We start from the raw sequence: 24,004 nt of genomic DNA on the forward strand, positions 1-24,004 counted from the left end.
CTTCCTCTTAATATCCCCTCTATTTTACCAGCACGATTTTGGTTGCCAGGCGCTCAGGCGATGCATCGTCTTTTACCAGCACCAGGTATACACCACTGGCTACTTTTTCTCCTTTATAATTTCTGCCGTCCCAGGTAGCCTGTCCCCCCAAGGCGCGTACCTGGTACACCAGTCGCCCATTCAGCTCTGCAATTTTTACCAGTGCGCCGTTACTTACACCGCGGATGGCAATGGTACCATTGTAACCGGGTGGTACAGGGTTAGGGAACACCAACACGTCTTTGTTGGTGGCCGTACCTTCTGTGGCAGTGCTTCGGAAGCTACAGATGCCAATGAAGGTGGATATGAAGACTTCGCTGGTTTGAGGGTCGATGGCAATACGCCTGACATCGTTGCTAAGCAGCGGGCTATTGTCCTGGGTAAAACGGTAAATGATTTTGTCGCCGTCGGGGCTGATAAGCCAGGCACCATTGCGGGTACCGACCCACTTGCGATTGGCACCATCCACAGCTATCGTGCGTACTTCTTCATCCTGAAAAAGAAAGCCGGCAAAGCGGTCCTGCTGTATGACTGGCAGCACAGCCTCGCACCCCTGCGCACTAAATAGCTGGTCAGGACATTGGATCACTGCTATACCACGCGCTGTACCAATCCAGATAAAGCCATTTCGGTCTTTGGCCAGGCTAAAAACCTCGTTGGACGGCAGGTTGCCGTTTCCACTTCCCGACCTTAAATATTTCCATCGGTCATCATTCAGCTGATCGATATTTTGCCCGGGATCGTATACAAATACACCATTTCCTTTCGGACTCACCGCCCATACCTGGTTGGCATCATCGGTCTCTAGTTGGCTGATAGCATTTTCTGTATGAAAAAAAGGAACTGAAAAAGCGCGGAAGCTGCCGTCTGGCTTACGCACCTGCAGGTTTTGCGGTGCGCCATAATTTGCTATCCACAGATTTCCCTGCGCATCGAAGGTGAGCCCGCTAACGCGGTAGCTGGAAAGATCGCCAATGGCTGGCTGAAGTGAGGAGTTGTTTTGTTTAAAGATGCTGATGCCGCTGCCGGTAAAATTGACCAGGCCACCGCCATAGCTTCCGGCCCACAGCGTTTCATTAGATGGATCAATAGCTAATGGAATAAAATCCAGGACAGTGTCTAAGGAGGGGCTATTAAAAATATTAGTAGCTGACCATTCGCCATTAGAAAAGGTATAAATGCCGTTGCGGTTGTACTGGTAGTTCCAGGCATCATTTACTGAGCCGGCTGCCACATAAAGTGTGTTCTTATGCACTACCATTTCACCGGTGGCTGGTGCAGGTGGACCATTAGGAATATAGCGTTCTACAGTAGATCCAAAGCGGGAGAGGCCGCCAAAGAAATCCGCCACCCACACATCATTGTTATAGATAGTTGCCCACCGCGGAAATGAAATAACACCAGGCTGTGCCAATGTTCTTTCTATCACACCAGTGTTATTCATGACTATTACGCGGCTATTTCCCGATGCCATCCGCTGGGTTACCAGCAGCTTATTATTACTTGTATTGATGCTAACGATCGGCCAGTTAGGGTCGTTATAAAAGAGACTCCAGCTGTTGCCGTTATTGATAAATATGCTGTCATTCTTCAATGCCAGCACCTGGTTTTGAAGCGTCATCACTGACCTGACAACACCCGGTGTAAGACCTTGTGCTGCGGAAACCAGGTTCCAGTTTTGAAAATTAGAAAGGTTGCTACCAGAAACGGGCGCGACCTTCAATCCTTCCTCTGTTGCTGCATACCAGCTTTGCCCGGCAGCAGTTATACCATTGATTTTTACCTGGCTACCATTATTGCCAATGCGCCATGTATCATTTACCTGGTACCGCAAAAGATCGGCTACCACTATTCCAAGTCCTGTAGATATATAAGCAAGGCCATTACGGCAGTAGATGTAATAGATGGTTTTATCGCCATTGATACTGCTGCGTTTGATGTCGCCAATGTTCCTGATGGTTCTGTCTTTCAGGATGTCAAGGTTGCTGTTGGCGTAGCCAATTACCATTTGTTGTGTGGTTTCATCCCAGGCAATGGCCTGTACACCTACTTCATTTAGGCCGGTCACTTTGCTGTAGCGCCTGATTTCGTCTGCTTCTACACTGAATAAAGCATATTGTGTGGCTGCAAAAACTTTGTTGTTTGTGGCCACTACCTGCAACGTGTTTTGGTAGGGCAGGTGTTCGCGCCACTGGCCAATTGGCTGCAGTTGCGATTGGGCAGTAGCAGGTTGTGTATGGTAAAAAAGTAAGTATAGCAGGATGAGCCTTGTTAAGGCTGTTATCAACCGCCCGGGTATACCTGTAGCTGTTTGCTTGCCAATGTTGTAAGGCATTCTCAAAAATAGGAGAAACGCTGCCATCCGCTGATATTCCGTTTCTTTGCGCGGCATTTTTTATACTACCGAAAACACCTAGTTATGTGGTTTAAGCTTGGACAATGGGTTCTTAAGTATCGTGTGGCGCTTCTTGCTATACTGGTTATTTCTACAGCAATCATGGGATACTTTGCTTCCAAAGTTCAGCTGAGCTACGACTTTACCCGCGCAATACCTACCGACAACCAGAAGTATATAGATTACCAGGCTTTTAAACAGCGTTTTGGTGAAGATGGAAACCTGCTGGTGCTGGGCCTTGAGACGGATAAATTTTATGAACAGGAGATCTTTAATGCTGTAAAGGACCTGGGAAAACAGCTGCGGACTGTAAATGGCGTGGAGAACGTGCTAAGCGTTCCGGAAGCTATCACTTTAATAATCAACGACTCCACTGAAAAGCTGGTACCCACCAGGATCTTTGCTGATAGAGCAATCACTCAGGCGGAAGTGGATAGCGGAAGGCAGGTTTTTGAAAACCTCCCTTTTTACCAGGGTCTACTGTACAATGCAACCACCAATTCGTACCTGGTGGCAGTAAATGTGAACCGGGAACTGATGAACAGCAAAGTGAGGAGCAAGGTGGTGGCTGGCATCATGGAAAAAGTGAAAGCTTTTGAACAAGGTACAGGAGTACAGGTACGTGCAAGTGGATTGCCATTTATCCGTACTTCTGTTGGCGACCTGCTGCAGAAAGAAATGCAGTACTTCCTGATCGGCTCCCTGGTTTTATCTGCTATTACACTACTTATTTTCTTCAGGTCGTATAGTGCTATGGCAATCAGCCTGGTAGTAGTAATAATAGGCGTTGTTTGGAGCCTTGGTGTAATGGTATTGTTTGGCTACAAAATAACCTTGCTGACGGCACTTATTCCTCCACTGCTGGTGGTAATAGGTGTTCCAAATTGTATCTACTTCCTCAATAAATACCATGCATCTTACAGGGAAACAGGCGAAAAGCATCATGCTTTGGTGACCATGGTAGGCAAAATGGGGATAGTTACCCTGTTTTGTAACATAGCTGCCGCCATCGGTTTTGCTGTATTTGCATTTACAAAAAGTGAGTTGCTGAAAGAGTTTGGCGTGGTAGCAGGTATCAACATCATGATGTTGTTTTTCATTTCGCTTGTATTTATTCCTGCAGTACTTAGTTACCTGCCAGAGCCAAAGCCTGCACATCTTCGTTACCTCGATAATAAACTTTTGGTAAGGCTGCTGGAGCGGATTGAGCGGTGGACAATTCACCACCAGAAGTGGGTTTATATAGTGACTTTAGTTATAACCGGTGCCGCCGTGGCCGGTATCTTCAGGCTGAACAGCGAAGCATTCATAGTAGATGATCTGCCAAAGACAGAAAGAATTTACCAGGACCTGAAGTGGTTTGAACAAAATTTCAAAGGTGTGATGCCACTGGAAGTGATGATTGACACCAAGAAGAAAAACGGTGTTGTTTCTTCCATTAAAACATTTGAGCGTATAGAAGAATTCTCCAGCTATGTGCGTGAGAACCCAGATATGGCAAGGCCGCTAAGCGTGCTGGAAGGTTTGAAGTTTGCCAAGCAGGCGTATTACGAAGGCGACAGCCTTAGCTATGCTGCACCTAGTGAATTTGATATGCCTTTCCTGGCGCCATACCTGCGGGCAAAACCAGACACAGGCGTGAAAGGCGGTGCAGGTAAGCTGATGCAAGGATTTATTGATACCACTAAACAATACACGCGCATAAGTATCAGCATGAAAGACATAGGCAGTAAGCGCCTCCCGGTCTTGCTCGACAGTTTACAGGCTAAAGCGACAGAGGTTTTTGATACTGCTTCCTATAATATACAATTTACCGGTGCCAGCGTCACTTTCCTGGAAGGAAGTAGGTTTATCATTAATGGTTTGAAAGAAAGTATTGTACTGGCCTTCATCCTGATAGCGCTTTGTATGTTATACCTGTTCCGTTCGTTCAGGATATTAGTTTGTTCACTCATACCTAATGTGGTGCCGCTGGTAATTACGGCTGGTGTGATGGGTTGGACAGGCGTTCCGCTGAAGCCATCAACAGTTTTGGTATTCAGTGTAGCACTAGGAATAGCCATCGATGTTACCATCCGCTTCCTGGTAAACTATAAACAGGAATTGCCGAAGTTCAACTACAAGGTTCAACCAACATTGATTGAAACCATTCATCATACAGGCATCAGTATCATCTACACTTCACTGGTTCTAATAGCCGGGTTTATCATTTTTTGCTTTAGCGGCTTTGGAGGAACAAAAGCATTAGGATGGCTTACCTCCCTTACATTAATTGTTGGAACTATAACCAACCTTGTATTGTTGCCTGTACTATTGCTTCACTTTTCGAAGCACCCGAAGGAAAGGAAATAATTTTTCTGCTATAGCTACTGTTTTGAATGCACCACTGTTTGTGGTGCATTTTCATTTGTGAAAGGGTGGAAAATCCACTACTTCAAGTATCCACAATTAATAAATCTGTATTCACCGAGCAGCATTATTTATCAACCGCTTGTCAATTTTAAGGTTTATTTTATTGTTAACAATATATTCGTACAGTATTACTAATCAAATTTCTACACACATGAAGAAAATCTTGGCGCTTTTGTTCGCCCTAGCATTATTAGGGCAGATGTATGCACAGACCCGGGCAGTATCCGGGATTGTGACCGACCCTACAGGAAGTCCGATGGCTGGAGTTTCTGTAGTAGCCATTCCTTCGGGCGTGGGTACCACTACCGACAATGGCGGTAGGTATTCCATTTCTATCCCTGCCAACACACGTTCGCTGGAGTTTTCTGCAGTGAATTTTGCTACACAATCTCTCCCTGTTGGAAATCGTAGCACATTGGATGTTCGTATGACAACTGAAGACCGCAGCCTTGCTGAGGTAGTAGTTGTAGGTTACGGTACCCAAAGAAGAAGAGATCTTACGGGTAGCGTAGCTAGTGTATCTGGTCAAAAAATTAAGGACGCTCCTGTTCAAAGTTTCGACCAGGCGCTGTCTGGTAGAATGGCCGGGGTGAACGTAACCATGCCAAATGGTGTTTTAAACAATCCTCCTGTTATTCGTATCCGTGGTGTAAACTCTATCAGCTTGAGTTCATTTCCTCTGGTAGTAATTGATGGAGTTCCAACTTTTACAGGAAACACAGGTGGCGCTATTGCTGCCACTGCAGCTAGTAACCCATTAGGCGATATCAACCCTTCTGATATTGAAAGTGTGGAAGTATTGAAAGATGCTGCTGCAACTGCAATCTATGGTTCAAGGGCTGCTGCCGGTGTATTACTGATCACAACTAAAAGAGGAAGACAAGGTCGCGCAAGAGTTTCTTACGATGGCTGGGTTGGTTCTACCAAAGCATTCCGCCTGGTTCCTTTGTTAACTGGTCCTCAGTATACACAGATCAAAAACGAAGGATTAACTAACCTGGGTACACCTCCAAACGGAACTACGGTTGGTTTTTACAATACATTAGATGCTAATGGAAACCCTATCAGCACCAACTGGTACGATGAAGTTTATCGCACAGGTATCTCTCAAAGCCATACAGTGAACGTAGCAGGTGCTAACGAATCAACTAACTACTATTTCTCTGTTGGTTATTCTAACCAGGAAGGTATGTTGAGGAACAACGACTTCAAACGTCTTTCTACTCGTATGAACCTGGATCATAAAGTAAACACGCGCCTTTCTGTTGGTGGTGGATTTACTTATACCAACTCTTTGAACTCAGCTCCTAACTCAGGTTCACTTCCTGGACAGGCTTTCTCTATTGCCGGTTTAGGTCGTCTGCCTTTGGTGCTGGCTCCTAACGTTTCTCCTTTCCTTCCTAATGGTGCGTACAACATCAATACGGCCACCAATACTATAGGACAAGGAGCAAACAAAACAGCTCTCTCTTTCTACAATCCAAATTTCATACTGAACGAGAACAAGTTCACCAGCGAAAACGACAGGATCGTGGCTAACGCTTATGGTCAGTTCCGCATCATTGATGGACTTACTTTCAGAAGTGGATATGGCATTGACTACCTGCAAAACGTAAACAAAGAGTTTCGTTCTGCAGTGCATGGTGATGGTGTTCAGTTTCAGGGAGCTGCTAGTAATAACCTGCAGACATTCAGAAGAACCAACTGGCAGAACCTGTTGACCTTTGACAGGACACTGGGACAAAACCACAACCTGAACATACTTTTAGGAAACGAACAGCAGTATACTTACATGGAAGGTTGGGGTGCTGACCGCAGAATACAGGCAGACCCGCTGTATGACGAGTTCCAGGGCCAGTTCAACCAGATAGTTCCTGTAGGAAACTATATTGGTGAAAACTACCTGGTGTCTTTCTTCTCTCGTATCAACTACGATTATAGAAGAAAGTACCTGGTATCGATCAACGCACGTCGTGATGGTTATTCAGCATTTGCTCCAGGTAATAAATACGGAAACTTTGGGGGTGCTTCATTAGGTTGGGTACTTTCTGAAGAAAACTTCTTCAAAAACTCTGGTATTGCTTCTCGTGTGAATTCAGTGAAATTGCGCGCTAGTTATGGTCTTGTTGGTAACAACCAGGGTATTGGTGACTACGCATACTATAGCTTCTTTGGAGGTGGTTTGTATGGTACACAATCAACTTCATTCTACCAGCAGGCTGGTAACACTAACCTGCAGTGGGAAACTTCTAAGAAACTTGATGTAGGAATGGATGTTGGTTTACTGAACAACAGGTTGAACCTCGAGTTCACTTATTTTAGAAATGAAATTGATGGTTTGATCCTGAATGCTCCTCAAGCACCATCAGCAGGTATTCCAGGTAATGCAATTCTTGAGAACGTAGGTAGCATGCGCAATACTGGTATAGAACTTGGTATTAATGCAGCTGTGATCCAAAAGCAAGACTTCTCCTGGAACTCTAATTTCAACATCTCATTTGTACAGAATAAAGTATTAGCCCTTGCAGGTGGTAATGCTGATATCTTCCCTCCAACTGCTGGTCTTGAAACACCAAGCATCATCAGGGTAGGTGAGTCAATCGGTAGTTTCTATGCTGTTCAAACAGCGGGTGTTAACCCAGCTAATGGACAAAGGATTTTTGTTTACAAAGATGGTACTCGTGTACAATACAACCATGCTGCACCTGTAGCTTCAAGATGGACAAGAGTAGATAACGGTCAACCAACCCGCGCTGCTAACCAGGCTGCTGACGGAGTTGTTATGGGGCCAGCTCTTCCAAAATGGACCGGTGGTTGGGATAACACTGTACGTTACAAAGGATTTGACCTGAACATGCTGTTGTTCTTTAGCGGTGGCAACTACATATACAATGGTACCAAAGCTGGTTTGAGAGATATGAGAAACTGGAACAACGCAGCAGAGGTAATGAATAGGTGGACCAAAGCAGGTGATCAAACCAACATCCCACGTTATGTGTTTGGCGATAACATTTCTAACGGTTCTGGTATCGTAATATCTGAAAACGTAGAAAAAGGTGATTTCTTAAAGATCAGGAACCTTGCGCTTGGTTATACTTTCAACAGGTCATTGGTACAAAGAGCAGGTATCAACAGCGTACGTTTTTATGTATCAGCTCAAAACCTTGCTACCATCACCAACTATTCAGGTTTCGATCCTGAGGTATCAACAAACGGTAACGCAAATGGTAATCCTAGCGTAGACAGGAACTCTGTTCCACAGGCAAGAACCATAACTTTTGGTGTGAACGTAGGATTCTAAACTTTTAAAACTTAATGAAAGAAATTATGAAGATCAGAAACTTATCATATGGTTTATTAACCGCTGCGGTGCTGATGGCAGGCTGCGATAAAAGTAAGCTGGATCCTGTGCCACAAACGCAGATCTCGGATGCTACGGCTTTCCAAACGCCGCAAAGGGTTCTGCAACAAGTTAACGGCTTGTATGCTGCCATGAAATCAGGACAGTTCTATGGTGGCCGCTACCTGGTATACCAGGATGTACGTGGCGAAGATTTCCTAAACGTAACGGAGAATAACGTTACTGCGTTCCAGGTTTACAACTTTACTGCATCGCCTACAGATAACCCTGTACAAAACCTTTGGGGTTTTACAGGTACAACCAATGCGCTGGGTATTTATCATGTTATCAATAAGTGCAACATCCTTTTAGAAGGTTTGGCTACTTCGCCAATTGATGCACAATTGAAAACATCTTACGCAGCAGAAGCTAAATTCATCCGTGCGGTGTCTTACTTCTCTTTACTGCAGTTTTATGCGCGTCCTTATACCGAAAATAACGGTGCTAGTCCTGGCGTTCCTTTACGTTTGACTCCCGTTAAATCAAGTGGCAATAACAACATTGCCCGCTCAACAGTAGCAGAAGTGTATACACAGATCTTAAAAGATCTGAATGAAGCTGAGAATGAACTACCAGCTAACCACGGTTCAAATGCAACTGGTACAAATGCAAATCCTATCAATGCTACAAGGGCTCATAAGAACACAGCTATTGCCTTCAAAACACGCGTTTATCTTGCTATGGGCAGGTACAACGATGTAATAACAGAAGGTAACAAACTGGTTCCTGTAGCTCCTCCTTATGTTGCTCCTTCTAATGTGCAGAATGGTTTGGCTCCTACGCTGAACTTCACTACGCTAAACCAGGAGTTCATACTGGCTATGCCTTTCGATCCATTGGATCTGCCAGGTACACAGAATGGTTTGGGTAGCTACTACAATCCTGGTCCAAATGGTAATGGAGATTTTGCTTTGAACACAGGTGCAAATGCCATCATCAACCATCCCCAGTTTGGTGCTAACGACGCAAGAAGAGCGTGGGTAGTATTGAATGCTAATGGCAGAACTTACCTGCGCAAGTGGCCAACATTACCTCATACTGATTTCGTTCCTGTAATCCGTTATGCAGAAGTAATGCTGAACCTTGCTGAAGCGCTAGCCAGAACAACACCTGGTGCTGCCAATCCAAGGGCTCTTGCCTTGCTGACAGCTGTACACCAGCGTTCAGATCCGGGTTATACTTTTGCAGTAGCTACACAGGCACAGCTTATTGAAGCTATCATGATCGAGAGAAGGATCGAGTTCATTGGCGAAGGTCACAGGACAACTGATATTACTCGTTTACTGCAGCCATTCCCAGCTAAGGGATCTGTAGGAGCAGTGCCGGTAACAGCCGCTCAATACATTTGGCCTATACCAAATTCAGAGTTGATCACAAACCAACTGATCATTCAGAATCCTGGATACTAAAACCTATCGGTTTTTATAGCAAGAACCCATTGCAATTGCAATGGGTTTTTTATTTGTACTAATGAAGAACTGGTATTACGCTGAATGAGATGAACCGCAAAGGATAGCTAATTGGTTAACAGTCTCCTCATTTAACACCCCGAGGCGCGAAGAGCCTTCTATTGCTTGTCACTCCGACGAAGGAGGAGGCCCCTGAAGATTAGCAGGAAGATAATGGAATGAGCAGTAGTTACCTAATCAACATCGTTGCGTCGCACACTTGTACGGCAGTGCTGGTGGCGGCGCGAGTTTATTTTGCTTACCTGACTTATAACATCTCCCGTATATTTAGCGCATGAACCCCAGAACCGTTGCCAGCCTGCTGTTTTTACTGCTGTTTTCACTCACTGCATTGTCACAAAAGCAATGGTCCAACTGGTACATGAATGGCGACAACCTGCTTACATTCAGGAACAATAACATCATAGAGCGTCAGCGGAACTTTGTTACAACAAATAGCTGGCTTAACTTTTCTGTTTCCTCCTCGTCTGGTGTTGCTTACTCAGACCCCGCTACGGGCCAAATGAAGTTCCTGCTATCCAGCATTTTTACATACGACAGGAATTTTGATATGCTGAACACGCCTTTCCTGCGGATGTGCCCCGGGGATAAATACAGCTATCACATCCTGCCTTTTCATAACAATCCAAACAAGTTTTACATCGTCCAGTTTCAGAGCAGGGCTGCAGACGCGCTGGCGCAGGAAACGGGGCTGCAGGTTAGGTGCCCCAATGCTATTGGTCTTGGCTATTCTGTTTTTGACCTTTCGCTCAACAATGGTTTAGGTGACTACCAAAGCATAAATAATGTGTTGCTGACAGGCCTACCCGAACGCATTTCAGCAGTACGGCATGCGAATGGCTTTGACGTTTGGATAGTGGTGCATACTTGGGGTAGCAACGAGTTCAAAGCCTACCTATTTTCTGACAGTGGCGTAGCTACACCAGTCAGTAGCTTCGCCGGGCCTGTTATTACGGGCAATGCTTTGTCTGCTCATGGCAACATGGTAGCCTCGCATGATGGTACCATGTTAGCGGCACAGCAGGAAGGGAAGAATTACATCGAACTATATAATTTTAATAATGCAACTGGTATGGTGAGCAACTTCCGTAGCCTGCAAACACCCTCTCCTGCATTACGTTTTGTTTTTTCGCCTGACGATACTAAACTTTACTTCATCGGGAACTACCTGGCATCGGGTATCTACCAGTTTAACCTGTCGGCACCGCAAGTCCAGCAATCATTGATAAAGATTGGTGATGACCCACATGGTTACTTCCGCGACTTGCAGGTTGGGCTGGATGGAAAGATCTATATCTCATCCCACAACTACTACGATCAAAGCATTAATGATTACCAATACTTTTTGCCGGTAATAAGTTGTCCCAACCTGCCGGAGTATGCCTGCAATTACAAGCTGAAAGGCTTTCACGGAACCGGCGGCACCTTCCAGAATTTCATCAATGACTATGTGCGCCAACCTACGGCGCCACCTACCACTAAATTTTCTATTGGTAACGACACAGCAGTGTGCTTCGGCTCGTATACCCTTACAGCGCCACAAAGCTGGCAGCGATACGAGTGGAATACCGGCGACACCACCCGGTCAATCACCATCACCGGGCCTGGCACCTATTACGTGCTTGCTTCCAACACAGGCTTCTCCTGCCCTTCCGGCTATGGCTACATAAAAATTACTAACGCAGCAGCACCATTATATCTCGGCCGCGATACGACCCTCTGTCCTAAAACTTCCTACGACATCGTTGTGCCTGCTAATTTCAACAATATTCTATGGTCGGATGGATCTACAGACAGGGTGAAGACGGTTGTACGATCCGGCAGTTATGCACTTCAGGCTACCGACCAAAATGGTTGTACTAACCGGGATACAATAAATGTTAGTTTTCGAAGCACCCCCGTCGCAAATTTTGGAAACGATACGTCACTCTGCAACAACCAGACACTCCTGCTGGAACTGAAGCCACGCAGAGACGTATTTACTACCACCGGCATATATGAGTGGCAGGATGGATCTGCCAGGGATACGTTCAGGGTAAGGCAAGCGGGAGTTTACTGGGGCAAAGTAACCTACAATGGCTGCACGGTGTCCGACACCATAACGGTAAGCTATGTGAATGCCCAGGACATAAACCTGGGACCCGACACCACCCTCTGCCTTGGCGATTCCCTCCAATTACAGGTTACTACCGGCAACGCTACTTTCGCTTGGAGCACCGGTGCTACCACTCCATCTATCTATGTAAAATCAACAGGCAGATATTGGGTGAGGGTGAACAATGGAAGCTGTACGGTTACTGATACCATCAACGTGACCTTTAGACCCAAGCCTGTCGTAAACCTTGGAAATGATACTATCGTTTGCGAGAAATCAATTGTGTCATTAAGAGCTGCTGTACCTGGCGCTACCTACTTATGGCAAAACGGTGCAACAACTGATACCTACCAGGCATCACAACCGGGCATCTATTGGGTGCAAGTAAACAGCAATGGCTGTGTGGTGCGGGATAGTATACTCATCACAAATAAAATGCTGCCCTACGTAAATCTTGGAAGAGATTCCGGCATTTGCCAAGGGAAACAACTGGTGCTGAATGCAGCCCACCCCTCTATACAGTCTTTCCTATGGCACGACAACTCTACACAACCAACAATGGTGGCAGCCAGCGCCGGTACTTACTCCGTATCGGTAGTAGGTACCAATGGCTGTACAAATGCCGACACTATCCAGGTCACCACTAACCCTTTGCCGGTCTTCTCGCTCGGAAGCGATACATCCTTATGCCAAGGCCAAAAATTCACTGTAAGCATCAACGTGCCCAATGCAAGCTATACCTGGAATAATGGCAACACCAGCAACCAGGCTACAGTGGAGCATGCAGGGTGGTATTGGCTGGATGTAGCGGTAAACGGGTGTAAGAAAAGAGACTCCTTGCAAGTGGAGGTTAAACCGTTGCCGCTAGTGTCATTAGGCAACGACACCACCTTGTGCGAAGGGAACAACCTCACGCTGAACGCTTATAACAACAACGCAACTTACCTGTGGAATAACCAAAGCAACCAGCCAGCGTTGCTCGTTTCTGCACCCGGTACTTACTTCGTTACGGCGAACTTAAACAATTGCAAAGCTGCTGACACAATACAGGTAGCATATAGATACAAGCCGGTTTTTTCACTTGGAGCAGACACGCTGCTATGTGCGGGGCAACACCTGCTGCTAAATCCACGGCTTACCAACGTGCAGTATCTCTGGCAGAACGGCACCACCGGCTCATCTTTATTGGTTACAGAACCTGGTACATACAGCCTCACAGCTTCCAATAATTGTGGTAGTAAAACGGATGAGATCATCGTAACACGGAGCCTGTGCAAACTATTTCTGCCTACCGCGTTCACGCCCAACAACGATGGCCTTAACGATCTTTTCAGGGTGAAGTATCCCGAGTTCATTAAAGTCTTCGAGATGAAGATCTACAACCGCTGGGGCCAAATGGTTTATCATTCAACCGACCCCTACAGGGGTTGGAATGGTAAGTTTCTAAGCCTGGAACAACCGCAAGGTAATTATGTATGGCAGGTAAGCTATACAGATATTGAAGGAAACAAAGAAAGTGCACAGGGAAGTGTATTGCTAATCAGGTAGCAGCTGCCTGTAAAGACGGCGATAGCGGCAGTGTCAAGCCCCGATGCTATTGTTGTTGGCCAAGCGACCAACAACGGCGGCGGCTGTAGCGTTAGTGTTCAAATTGCCATCAGTTAGGATCTCAACACACTATTTCGCTTTGTCCATCTTACTGAAGGAATAATAACTAGAAGGATAAAACCAGCTATGAGCAATTTGTTCCGCTTACTATAAAATGCAATTTCCTCCCACACCGCCTGAACTTCCCATTTAAAAAGCTCCCATTGACTCGGCATCACTACCTTAAATTGTTCATAATCATCTATGGTTATCGGATCTAATTGTTCATATACAATAGGTGGTGGCGGAGGATCATTGGCCCAGAAGATAAAGTTGTCATCGAGGTATGCCCATCTCTTTATATCATATACAGCTGTCAAATTAACAAGCGCCACGAAATCATTGTAACTCGCCTCTTCATCCAAAACCACCTGCAAAGCTGTAGTTGTGTCACGGCTAAACTGCAAACGCTTTATCTCGGACTCAATGAAGGCGCGCTGATGTATTGCAAGATTTCGTCCCCTTTCTTCTGGGTAATATCCATTGAAGCTTTCCAAGTACACACGCGTTATTTTTTTGCTTTTAAGATTTTCTAATACAAAATCCCTGGAAAATACGGGTTCTGAATTTTTTGGCACTTCATCCCGGGGCAGAAGTATTCTTAATGCATTGGGCTGTACCGGGTCTTCAATTGGACACAAGAAGAACATGATAGGTAAACCGATGAGGCTAATTAGGCCTGGGACATAATAGATCCGTTTCCTTTTCATGTACTTAAGTTACATATTTTCCTGCAGTTCATGTTATAATGGGCGATCAGCAGCGTAGACCAAGTTAGCTGTGTACTAGTTCTTTTTCCTCATTAATGGAATTCCCCCAGCCCCGCCTTTGCTAGTTTTTCCTTCAACTGCATCACAGGTATAAGTAATTTAAGAAGTACATAACTTCCCCTGTTTGTCGAATTTCAGAAGGATGATTTCGACCTTACATGGTAGCAGACTGCGTCCGGCAACAGAATTACTGAAGTAAATGTTTTTATCAATCTGGTTCGTCCACGCACATTAGCCAAGCCCGCCGCCACTCCCACAACCGTACAAGTGAGTGACACAACGATGCTCAATAGCACCCCCACCGCCGGCTCCAAAAATCCACCTCCCTAACTACTCCTCTCTATCAACTTATACCCAAAACCTCTGATCGTCAGGATCTCCACGCACTTATCAGCATCCAGGTAGTTGCGCAACCTGTTTATATAAACATTCATGGTTTTGCTGTTGAACACATTGTCGCTGCCCCAGAGTTCTGCCAGGAGTAACTGCCGGTCCACAACCGTTGACTTCGCCTCGCAAAGCCTTTTCAGCAGTTCTACTTCTTTGTACGAAAGCTGGAAACGGTTGGAATGGTTTACCAGCTCATGCGTAGAAGTATTGAAGGTGAAGCTGCCCAGCTTGTACACGTTTTGCGCGGTGTGCGACACATTACCCGATACCCTCGCTAACGACCTGATCCGCGCAATGAGTTCTTCCATCACAAAAGGTTTTCGTATGAAGTCATTGCAGCCAAGATCGAAAGCTTTTACCAGGTCTTCCGTAAGCGGCTTTGCGGTCAGCATGATAATAGGTACGTCTTTGTTAACCGCCCTTACCTGCTTTACCGCAGCAAATCCATCGCTTCCCGGCATCATAATATCTATGATCACGAGTTTAGGATCAAGGGTAGTGAATAGATTGTAACCATCATCACCATTATGCGCATACGTTACATCGAAGCCATAGAGGCCAAGCGTGTCTTTTAAAATCTGGCAAAGCTCAACCTGGTCTTCTATCAGTAGAATTGGTATCATAGTTCTTTGGGTAGCGTGATATTGAATTGTGTTCCTGTTTGCCCTTTCGACTGCACCGTAATATTGCCTGAATGTTTTTTGATGATGCTGCTAACATAGTATAGTCCAAGTCCAAAACCTTTTACCGACTGCGCATCACCCTGCGGCACACGAAAGAACTTTTCAAATACACTCTTTAGGTATTGCGGCGGAATGCCCATCCCGTTGTCACGGATCTTAATGGTGCAGTCGCGGCTGTTTTCTACAAGATCGATATCAATGTTCACAGATCCGTTAGAGTATTTGATGGCGTTGTCTATAACGTTACGAAAGGCAGTTTCAAGGTGAAGCCGGTCACCATGAATGAGCACAGGCCCTTCACCGTTTAGCTGGAAGTTCACCGGCTTTTCCTGTAGAATAGAATAGCTACGTACCAGTTCCCCAAACAGCGCATGCAGGTCTATCTCTTCTTTCTTCAGGGTAAAATCTGACAAATCCTGTACGGCCGCATCTACAATCCTTTCTACGAATTCGTTGAGCAGGTGCAGTTGTCTTTTGCTGGTATGCAGGTAAAAGTTTGTGCGCTCATTTGGCGGTACATGGTGTTCCAACGCATCCAATCCTGCCGAGGCAATGGTGATTGGCGTCTTCATTTCGTGCGTGATGTTATTGATGAAGTCCGTCTTCAGTTCATTGATCCTCGTTTGTTTCTTGATGGTCTGGTATACAAACACAAGCGCAGTGTTGCCTATGAGCAAGATGGCAGCAAAAGCTAATAACGGCCAAAGAAGGTCGTTCCTTACAAAAGCATCATCCGTTTTTACCTCGGCGAACACAGATATGTTAGAATTATATGGAAGACGCAACGGCCGGGTAGCGTATGGATAACCCCTTGTTCTTTTGCGGGTCCACATCTCCTGTATCATTGGCCGCACAGATTGCCGGGGTTCAAAGGTGATTGTATCGAGTCGGTAAATAGCGTGTATATTTTTAGAAAGAAGCGCTTTCTTATAAAGACGATCAAAAGCTGCAAGGTCTATTGAACGGAAGGCCTGGTTATTCAGGAAGGCCCTTATTAGACCCGGTTGTACAGTGTCTATAGCCATGTAAGAAAGCGGGGCGTTCAATGTCACTTTATGCGTATCAAGGCGGCTCATCTCTATCTTCTCTTGGGCAAACGCTATCCATCCATGGTCCGGCGTTGACGCACTGTCCATTGCTTTTAGCTTATCGTATTCACCGATTGTAGAAATCAGTGCAGCGGAACAGGCAGCATCGAACTTGGTCTTGGTTTCCGAAATGCGTTCCAGGATGAGGAAAACCTGGAGTGCATTAAAGCAAATGAAGAAGAGAAGGATAAGTATAGAAGCAAGCCGTGCAGAAGGTTTCATCAAATTGTGGTTGAGAAGTGGAAGATAGCACGGGAAGTAGCAAAATCTGGCACCGCCTGTCCTTGCACAAGCTATCATTATCGTAAATAGTTTGCCTTCCATCAGACATTTATTTTCATTTATCTTAATTAAGCTGAGTTGGCCATTCTTTAGGCGCCCGCCCATTTGTTTTGTTGTTTCCCAAAGAATCTTGTTAACACAAAAACGACAACAACATGAAGAACGGAATGCAACATAAGATAGGCTTGCTACTGGCAATGTGTTTGGCGCTATTTACAATTGGCAATGCACAAGAAGTGAGTGTAAAAGGCAGGCTCGTGGATAGTGCTTCGACAAAGCAAATTGCTGACGCTACCATCAATTTCCAGGAGGTAGAGAAGAAGATCTCGAAGACAATTCTTTCAGATAAAAGCGGCGCATTCCAAACCAATTTAGTACCAGGCAGATACAGGGTGATGATAACCCATAGCAGTTTCAGGAGAAGGCTGATGCCACTGAAGGTGGAAGCGGAACCGATAGACATAGGCAACGTACAACTTGTACCCGGGATGAAAATGCTGGGCGATGTAACGGTCACTGCTGCCAGGCCAATGGTAGAGCAGCAGGGTGACAAGCTGATCTATAATGTAGAGGATGATCCCGTGGCAAGATCGGAATCGGCCAGTGACATACTGCGGAGGACACCTTATGTAAACGTGGATGGAGATGGCGCTATCCAGGTAAATGGGCAATCAAATTTTAGAGTGTTACTGGATGGGAGAGAGACTGCTTTGTTTTCTCAGAATGTAAAGGAAGCACTGAAAGCTTTTCCGGGCGCTACCATTGCGCGCATAGAAATTATTACGTCGCCTTCGGCTAAATACGATGCGGAAGGTGTGGGCGGCATCATCAATATCATCACCAAGAAGAAAGTTGCCGGTTATAACGGAACGATCAACTCAGGTATTAACAGCCTCGGCAATACGAATGCTGGATTGAACATTAACCTGAAGGTTGGCAAGGTGGGTATAAGTGGAACATATAGCGTTATGAACAACGATGGACTTCGCAGCCGCCAGATGGGTATTACAACGCCTGTAAACCCTATTGCTTTTGCAAGCAGGCAAGTGGGTGGAGGTCGCGTAACCGACCTGTTCTTTCACCAGGGAAATTTGGAACTTAGTTATGACATCGATAGCACCAATACGTTAGTCTTTTATGGCAATATGGGCAAGCATAGAAACCGGGCTGAAAATGATTACACGATCAATACGTTGTTTGCAAACGGGAATTCGGATATAAGCCCTTATCTCCTCGACACCAGGTTCGAAATGCCGACATACGGCTTTGGTTCTGACTATATCCGCAAGTTTAAAGGAAAGCCGCAAAAGGAGTTCAACATCCGTTTCAATGCGCTTTACAACACCAACCGTTCTTTTTCCAACAGCCAGCAGGATATTGGACCTACGGATCGGTTTCTCCTTAACAACAGCGAGGCATTCAATAGCGAGTACACGGTGCAGGCAGATCTTATTGAGCCAATCAATAAGTCTACCCGGCTAGAAACAGGCGTTAAAACTATTTTGAGAAAAGCATACTCTGATTTTGAAAGCCTGATCAAATTCAATAAAGCAGAACCTTACCGCACTAACCCCGCTAACACCGACAGGTTTGGGTACGACCAGAATGTGTATGGGGGATATGTGTCTGTAAATAAGGTTACCAAAGTAGTTACAGCCCGCCTCGGTTTACGCATTGAGCACACAAGCGTGTTTGGTGATTTTACCAGCACGTCTACCACAGTTAGGCAAGAGTATACCAACCTCATTCCCAACGTGATGCTATCGCGGCAGTTCAGCAAAACCATGAACTCCAATTTCACCTACAACATGCGGCTTGGAAGACCTTTTATACAGAGCCTGAACCCGTTTGTAAACAACAACGACTCGCTTAATATCAGCTTTGGTAATCCTAATCTCGGGCCTCAATACGTACACAGCTTCGCGCTGCAAAACCGGTTCTTCAAAGGCCCTAAGTTTATTTCTATCCAAACAGGTTTCAATTTTGCAAACAACCTGATCATTCAAAACCCAACGTATGATCCGAGCACAGGTGTTACTTCGGTTACCGGTGCAAACGCCGGACAGATCAGGGAATTCAGCCTTGGATTTGTTTCCAATCTTCCTGTTGGTAAGTGGAACTTCGCAGTCAATGCAACGGGCCGTTTGGCGCGTATCCGCAACAGCTTGCAAACTTCTTTCTTTACTACTACCGCTGGTAATATGAACGCGAACATAACTTACAAAGCATCGCCAGTTTTTACCATTGCATCTAATAGCGGCTATGGAGTTCCGCTGCGTATGCCAAACAGTACCTTTCCCGACAACTACTTTTATGGCTTCAGTTTTATCTACAAAGTGCTGAAGGGGAAACTGACAATGACAGCTAACATCAACAATTTTCTGGAGGAAGAGCGGAAGCTCTTTTTTGTAACTGAAACTGCAAATTTCACCACTACCAACACGAACCATATACTTTTCAGAAACTTCGGGCTGGCGCTCAACTACAGTTTCGGTAAGCTGAAGGAAAATGTGTCGAAGAAGAAAGGCGTAAATAATGACGACGCTGTGCAGTAAGCTCTGGCTTACTAGTGCTACTACTCTTAGACGTTGATGTAGCAACAGGTTAATTTGGAATGGCTATTAGTTTGATCAGCTTGTTCAAGTTGGGGATTTAAACCGTATGTAAAAAACTGCTCGGCTGTTTCAAATGTTTTACCGTTCAACATCATGTAATCAAGTTTTATCATAGGCAGTTTTTTCCGTGCAGTATTTTGGCCTTGCCTATTGTCCTGAGTAAGGGCCGTTTGAATACTTTAAAATCGTGGGGCTAAAAAAGCAGGAAAGACAGAAGTAGTAACAACACTGTTAATGTACCGCGATAAAACATTTCAAAAAGTTGTTCGATGCTATGGAAGTATTAAAAGAGAGGCAGCATATAGAGCTTATAGATAAAGGACATTTTGAACATCGATATTCTCATATGTATGCTGAGAAAGAGATATCAATGTATATCGAATACTGCTGGGAGAGCAGGTTTGAAAATTTATTAGAAGAAAATCCTGGAGGTTTTTCTGATGTCATTCTACCCAATATTGGCTACACCTACATGATAAACTTGGGCACACCTTATAGCATTAAATTAGCTAACCAAATATTTTGTGTCAAAACTGGTTGCTTCCTTCCGAGACAAGTTCCGATTAGTGCTCATCATTCAGTGGGAAATAAAATATTCGGTATAAAGTTTAAAGTGTGTCCAATTGTTTTTGAAAAAGATGTAGACTTCTCAGACTATAAGCAATACATATATCCGCTTGCTTATCTAATAGATAAAAAGATCATAGAAAAAATTAAATCAGCGCAAGATTTCCAGGAAAGAGCAAATATTGTTTTTACGCATTACAATGGGCTAATTAAAATGCATTCAGGCTCCCTACAATATGTTACCACTGTTACGGAAATATTGAAAAGGTATATAGAGGAAAACAATTTCAACCTGGCAATAGGGCAGATAGCGGAACAATATAACATTAGCCCCCGAACGCTGGGAAGATATTTTGAAACGACCACTGGCTTCAGCAGCAAACAGGCATTGCAACTTCTACGTATAAGAATGGCAGTATCGGAGTATGTAAAAAATCCGCAGGAGTTTGATTATGCTAAATTTAATTATTGGGACTACAGTCATTTTTGCAAGCATTTAAAACAATTTACAGCCGATCATTTTCATCATTTTCAACAAATGCAAGACGAAAAAGATGCCGCGTGTAAATGCCATTAAATTATTAATCAAAGCTGTTTAATTGGAATAATCATTAGCTACTCCAGGAACATTATCTATTCAAATTCTAAGTAACATCAGCATCCTTAATTTCAACGCGTTTAGTATAAAATATTATTGGTCTGAAATAACTGGTACAGGATTTACCGATGAATTTGCATAAAAGCATATTGCTTATAAAGCTTTTAAATGACTTCCCATTACAACAACCGACTTTGATTAAAGACTGTCTCACTAAGATTGAAATGGGCTCTTTTATAGAAGGAGACAATTATGAATTCCTGGTTTCACTAGAAATAAAACCAGGAAAAACACCCGGTAAAAAAGCGTCTTATACATATTCATCTTGTAGCCATTCATCCTTTGTATCACCTGTTTATCAACTTCTGAATTTTTATTGCAGCCCTTTACAAATTGCTGTTGCCTAACAAGAACTCCCGGGTACGTACACATGAGGAAACGCCGGCTTCATAAGCCGGAGGCTCGCCATCCTTGGCAGTCAATTCATTCCATCTTTTCACTTTCTCAAAAACAAAATGCGTAATTATGAGAAGACTATTACTTTTTATCTTCTGCATCGCACTTGCAGGTATTGCACTTGCTCAAACCAGGACAGTTACCGGAATAGTAACTGACGAAAAAGGTGTTCCATTAGCTAATGCTTCGGTTCTGGTACGCGGTACTACCACTGGGGTAAACACTGATGTGAACGGACGATTTTCTATTGCAGTTCCATCCAATGCGCGGGTACTTGTTATATCCTCAGTTGGATATGGTTCGCAGGAATTAACACTTTCTGCCACTACCAACGAGTACAATGCTGCGCTTCAATCTACCGCAGAAAGATTGGATGAAGTAGTGGTGGTTGGTTATGGTCAACAGGCAGCCCGAAGGGTTACTACATCTATTGCTACCATTAAAGGTGATGAGATACGTAACCTGCCTGTAGCTGAATTATCACAAGCCATACAAGGACGTGTTGCAGGTGTCCAGATCTCTGCAGGTTCAGGCAGGCCGGGTGCACCAATAGCAGTGAATGTAAGAGGTAGATCCTCTATACAGGCAGGTAACAACCCTCTTTATGTTATTGATGGATTGATCCTGGCGAGCAACAACAACTTTACGCCATCGTTGGGTACCGTTGCATCACAAGCACAGGCTGGTGCCGGTATTTCACCATTGGCAAACATCAACCCTGATGATATTGAATCCATAGAGGTTTTAAAAGATGCTGCAGCAGCGGCTATCTATGGATCACGCGGTTCGAATGGAGTAGTATTAATAACAACTAAAAGAGGTAGCAGAAGCAACAGGTCGCAGGTAAGCCTTACCAGCTTCTATGGTTTCCAATCGCTTACTACCAGGCGTGATGTATTGAATGCAAGTGAGTACCGCCAGCTTTACAATGAGGCGCGTGTAAATACAGGTCTTACTCCTTTATTCACGCAATCAGAAATTGACAACCCGCCAGCTAATGTGAACTGGCTGGATGAAATCCTGAATAAGAACTCTGCAATTGTAAATACACAGGTTGCTGTTTCTTCAGGTGGAGATAGAAAAACACAGATTTACGCTTCATTAGGTTATTTAAAACAAGATGGTCCATTGATCAAGGGCGACTTTAGCAGGTACAGTGGACGCTTCAATTTGGATCATTCTGTTACTGATAGATTGAAGATTGGTAACAGCAGTGGTATAGCCAGGACAAGACGTAGTGAGACACCTGTAGATAACAGTATCTTCTCGCCTTTCCCACGATCGTTGATTGCGCGTCCAGATCAGCCTATATATAATCCAGATGGAAAGTTTGCGGTGAATGATTTCAATAATCCTGTACAGATGTTTCTTACAGACAATTTTGTAAATCTTCTTACCCTGCAGAATTTAACCTACGGCGAGTATAACATCATACCTGGCTTACGTTTCAGGTCTTCTTTGGGTGTTGATTATACAGTGTTAGATCAAAGGATCTACAATCCAACAACTTCTTTAGTTGGACAAGGTTCTCAAGGTACTGCTACGCAAGGTGCGGTAACAACACAAAACTATATCCTTACCCAGAACCTTAATTATAACAAGATGCTGCTTGACAACAGGCTATCGCTTGATGCGACCGCAGTGTACGAGTACCAGTATAATAAGCGTGAAGACCTGAGAGTAGATGCGCAGAACTTTGCGTCTGATGTTACGCCTTATATAGTTTCAGCAGCGCAAATAACTACCGGTTCTTCTACAGCTACAGACAATGCTTTGGCATCTGTACTTGGTCGTGTGAACCTGGGTTGGAGAAACAAATACTTGTTTGGCGCTTCTATCAGGAGAGACGGCTCTTCTAAGTTTCCTAGAGAAGGTCGCTATGGTGTGTTCCCTGCATTATCAGCAGCATGGAATATTACTGAAGAAACTTTCATGGATAATGTGAGGCCTGTTTCCTTCTTAAAGCTAAGAGCCAGTTATGGTGAAACAGGTAACCAGGAAGGTATAGCAAACTTTGCTTCACGCAGGTTATTTGGAACCGGGTTCAATTACAATGATCAACCGGGTTTTGCATTGGCTGCTTATGGTAATCCTAATTTAAGATGGGAGACAACTACTCAATACGATATAGGTTTGGATGTTGGTTTATTCAACGACAGGTTGAGAATAACTGCGGATTATTACAGGAAGAACACCAAAGACCTGTTGATCAACCGCCCAGTACCACGCACATCAGGCTTTGCGGCTATCACTGAAAACATTGGATCGCTTGAAGCATCTGGATGGGACTTCTTGGTAACCGGGCAGATACTGAACCAAGGTCTGAAGTGGAGCTCTACTTTAAACTTCAATACATACAACAACAAGGTTACTGCACTGTATAACAACCAGCCTATACCGGGAACATTTGCAACGCAGATTGCAGTTGGTCAACCATTAGGTGCATTCTTCCTTATAAAAGCTTTGGGTGTAGACCCTGCAACGGGCGACATGTTATACGAGAATGTAAATGCACCTGCTACCATAGGTGGAGAAGACAGGCAGTTCCTCGGCAGTCCTATACCTGACTTCTACGGTGGATTGACAAACAACTTTTCATATAAAGGTTTTGATCTTTCTGCCTTTGTTCAGTTCTCTGTTGGTAATATGATCTACAACAATGCGGCAGAGGGCACAGGTGGTTATGGAAGTTTAGGAGCTAATGTTTCGGCAACAGGAGCACCTACCAATGTCTTCAGGGAGATCTATCAAAACAGGTGGGTAAGCGGTAAAACAGACGCTAAATATCCAAGAGCTGTTGGTGGTCCACAAGGTGCATTTAATACACAACGCTCTTCACGGTTTTTAGAAGATGGAAGCTATGCACGATTGAAGAACATTACGCTGGGTTACAACCTGCCTTCAACTGTTTTAAGAAGAATGGGCATGTCAAATCTGAGGCTGTATGTATCTGGTCAGAACCTGCTTACCTGGACCAAGTACAGCGGCTTCGATCCTGAAGTATCAACCGACTTTACCGTCAACAATGCTGGTGTAGACCAGGGCGCTATTCCACAAATGAAGACAGTGACAGTAGGACTTAATGTAAACTTTTAAAA

11 protein-coding genes are annotated in these 24,004 nt (G+C 44.6%); 7 read left to right on the forward strand and 4 right to left on the reverse strand.

Annotated features, from left to right (window positions below):
- Window positions 1-19: 19 nt before the first annotated feature.
- Window positions 20-2,374, reverse strand: a complete 2,355-nt coding sequence (porZ, locus tag J4N22_RS00220) for a type IX secretion system anionic LPS delivery protein PorZ (protein WP_207491470.1) — start codon at window positions 2,372-2,374, stop codon at window positions 20-22.
- 84 nt (window positions 2,375-2,458) lie between these two features.
- Between porZ and J4N22_RS00225 the strand changes: the two genes are divergently transcribed.
- The 4 genes from J4N22_RS00225 (at window position 2,459) to J4N22_RS00240 (ending at window position 13,358) form a co-directional block, all read left to right on the forward strand.
- The gene (locus tag J4N22_RS00225) at window positions 2,459-4,786 is read left to right on the forward strand and encodes an efflux RND transporter permease subunit (protein ID WP_207491472.1); all 2,328 of its coding nucleotides are present in this window, start codon (window positions 2,459-2,461) and stop codon (window positions 4,784-4,786) included.
- A gap of 211 nt (window positions 4,787-4,997) precedes the next feature.
- The gene (locus tag J4N22_RS00230; protein ID WP_207491474.1) at window positions 4,998-8,147 is read left to right on the forward strand and encodes a SusC/RagA family TonB-linked outer membrane protein; all 3,150 of its coding nucleotides are present in this window, start codon (window positions 4,998-5,000) and stop codon (window positions 8,145-8,147) included.
- A gap of 26 nt (window positions 8,148-8,173) precedes the next feature.
- Window positions 8,174-9,655, forward strand: a complete 1,482-nt coding sequence (locus tag J4N22_RS00235) for a RagB/SusD family nutrient uptake outer membrane protein (RefSeq protein WP_207491476.1) — start codon at window positions 8,174-8,176, stop codon at window positions 9,653-9,655.
- 334 nt (window positions 9,656-9,989) lie between these two features.
- On the forward strand, window positions 9,990-13,358 hold the full coding sequence (locus tag J4N22_RS00240; protein ID WP_207491478.1) for a T9SS type B sorting domain-containing protein: 3,369 nt from the start codon (window positions 9,990-9,992) through the stop codon (window positions 13,356-13,358).
- A 113-nt stretch (window positions 13,359-13,471) separates the two neighbouring features.
- Here J4N22_RS00240 and J4N22_RS00245 read toward each other — a convergent pair whose 3' ends face one another.
- The 3 genes from J4N22_RS00245 to J4N22_RS00255 form a co-directional block, all read right to left on the reverse strand.
- A complete protein-coding gene (locus tag J4N22_RS00245; protein ID WP_207491480.1) occupies window positions 13,472-14,167 on the reverse strand; it encodes a hypothetical protein in 696 nt (231 codons plus the stop codon).
- 386 nt (window positions 14,168-14,553) lie between these two features.
- Window positions 14,554-15,240 (reverse strand): response regulator transcription factor, encoded by a 687-nt coding sequence (locus tag J4N22_RS00250; protein ID WP_207491482.1) that lies wholly within the window; start codon window positions 15,238-15,240, stop codon window positions 14,554-14,556.
- Window positions 15,237-16,610, reverse strand: a complete 1,374-nt coding sequence (locus J4N22_RS00255; protein ID WP_207491484.1) for a sensor histidine kinase — start codon at window positions 16,608-16,610, stop codon at window positions 15,237-15,239. Before J4N22_RS00255 ends, J4N22_RS00250 begins: the two co-directional genes overlap by 4 nt.
- 215 nt (window positions 16,611-16,825) lie before the next feature.
- Between J4N22_RS00255 and J4N22_RS00260 the strand changes: the two genes are divergently transcribed.
- The 3 genes from J4N22_RS00260 to J4N22_RS00270 all read left to right on the forward strand — a co-directional run bounded on the left by J4N22_RS00260 (window position 16,826) and on the right by J4N22_RS00270 (window position 24,002).
- On the forward strand, window positions 16,826-19,225 hold the full coding sequence (locus J4N22_RS00260) for an outer membrane beta-barrel protein (RefSeq protein WP_207491486.1): 2,400 nt from the start codon (window positions 16,826-16,828) through the stop codon (window positions 19,223-19,225).
- 334 nt (window positions 19,226-19,559) lie between these two features.
- On the forward strand, window positions 19,560-20,429 hold the full coding sequence (locus tag J4N22_RS00265) for a helix-turn-helix domain-containing protein (protein ID WP_207491488.1): 870 nt from the start codon (window positions 19,560-19,562) through the stop codon (window positions 20,427-20,429).
- Between the two features lie 546 nt (window positions 20,430-20,975).
- Window positions 20,976-24,002 carry a SusC/RagA family TonB-linked outer membrane protein gene (locus J4N22_RS00270; RefSeq protein ID WP_207491490.1) on the forward strand — a complete coding sequence of 1,009 codons (3,027 nt, stop codon included), beginning with the start codon at window positions 20,976-20,978 and terminating at the stop codon, window positions 24,000-24,002.
- Window positions 24,003-24,004: the final 2 nt, after the last annotated feature.

It is taken from the genome of Aridibaculum aurantiacum (assembly GCF_017355875.1).
GTDB lineage: Bacteria > Bacteroidota > Bacteroidia > Chitinophagales > Chitinophagaceae > Segetibacter > Segetibacter aurantiacus.

Excerpts from the sequence above, each read along its gene's own strand:
- J4N22_RS00270 (WP_207491490.1), top strand. The coding sequence starts at position 20,976 with ATGAGAAGACTATTACTTTTTATCTTCTGCATCGCACTTGCAGGTATT.
- porZ (WP_207491470.1), bottom strand. The coding sequence starts at position 2,374 with ATGCCTTACAACATTGGCAAGCAAACAGCTACAGGTATACCCGGGCGG.
- J4N22_RS00260 (WP_207491486.1), top strand. The coding sequence starts at position 16,826 with ATGAAGAACGGAATGCAACATAAGATAGGCTTGCTACTGGCAATGTGT.
- J4N22_RS00230 (WP_207491474.1), top strand. The coding sequence starts at position 4,998 with ATGAAGAAAATCTTGGCGCTTTTGTTCGCCCTAGCATTATTAGGGCAG.
- J4N22_RS00255 (WP_207491484.1), bottom strand. The coding sequence starts at position 16,610 with ATGAAACCTTCTGCACGGCTTGCTTCTATACTTATCCTTCTCTTCTTC.
- J4N22_RS00265 (WP_207491488.1), top strand. The coding sequence starts at position 19,560 with ATGGAAGTATTAAAAGAGAGGCAGCATATAGAGCTTATAGATAAAGGA.
- J4N22_RS00225 (WP_207491472.1), top strand. The coding sequence starts at position 2,459 with ATGTGGTTTAAGCTTGGACAATGGGTTCTTAAGTATCGTGTGGCGCTT.
- J4N22_RS00250 (WP_207491482.1), bottom strand. The coding sequence starts at position 15,240 with ATGATACCAATTCTACTGATAGAAGACCAGGTTGAGCTTTGCCAGATT.
- J4N22_RS00240 (WP_207491478.1), top strand. The coding sequence starts at position 9,990 with ATGAACCCCAGAACCGTTGCCAGCCTGCTGTTTTTACTGCTGTTTTCA.
- J4N22_RS00245 (WP_207491480.1), bottom strand. The coding sequence starts at position 14,167 with ATGAAAAGGAAACGGATCTATTATGTCCCAGGCCTAATTAGCCTCATC.
- J4N22_RS00235 (WP_207491476.1), top strand. The coding sequence starts at position 8,174 with ATGAAGATCAGAAACTTATCATATGGTTTATTAACCGCTGCGGTGCTG.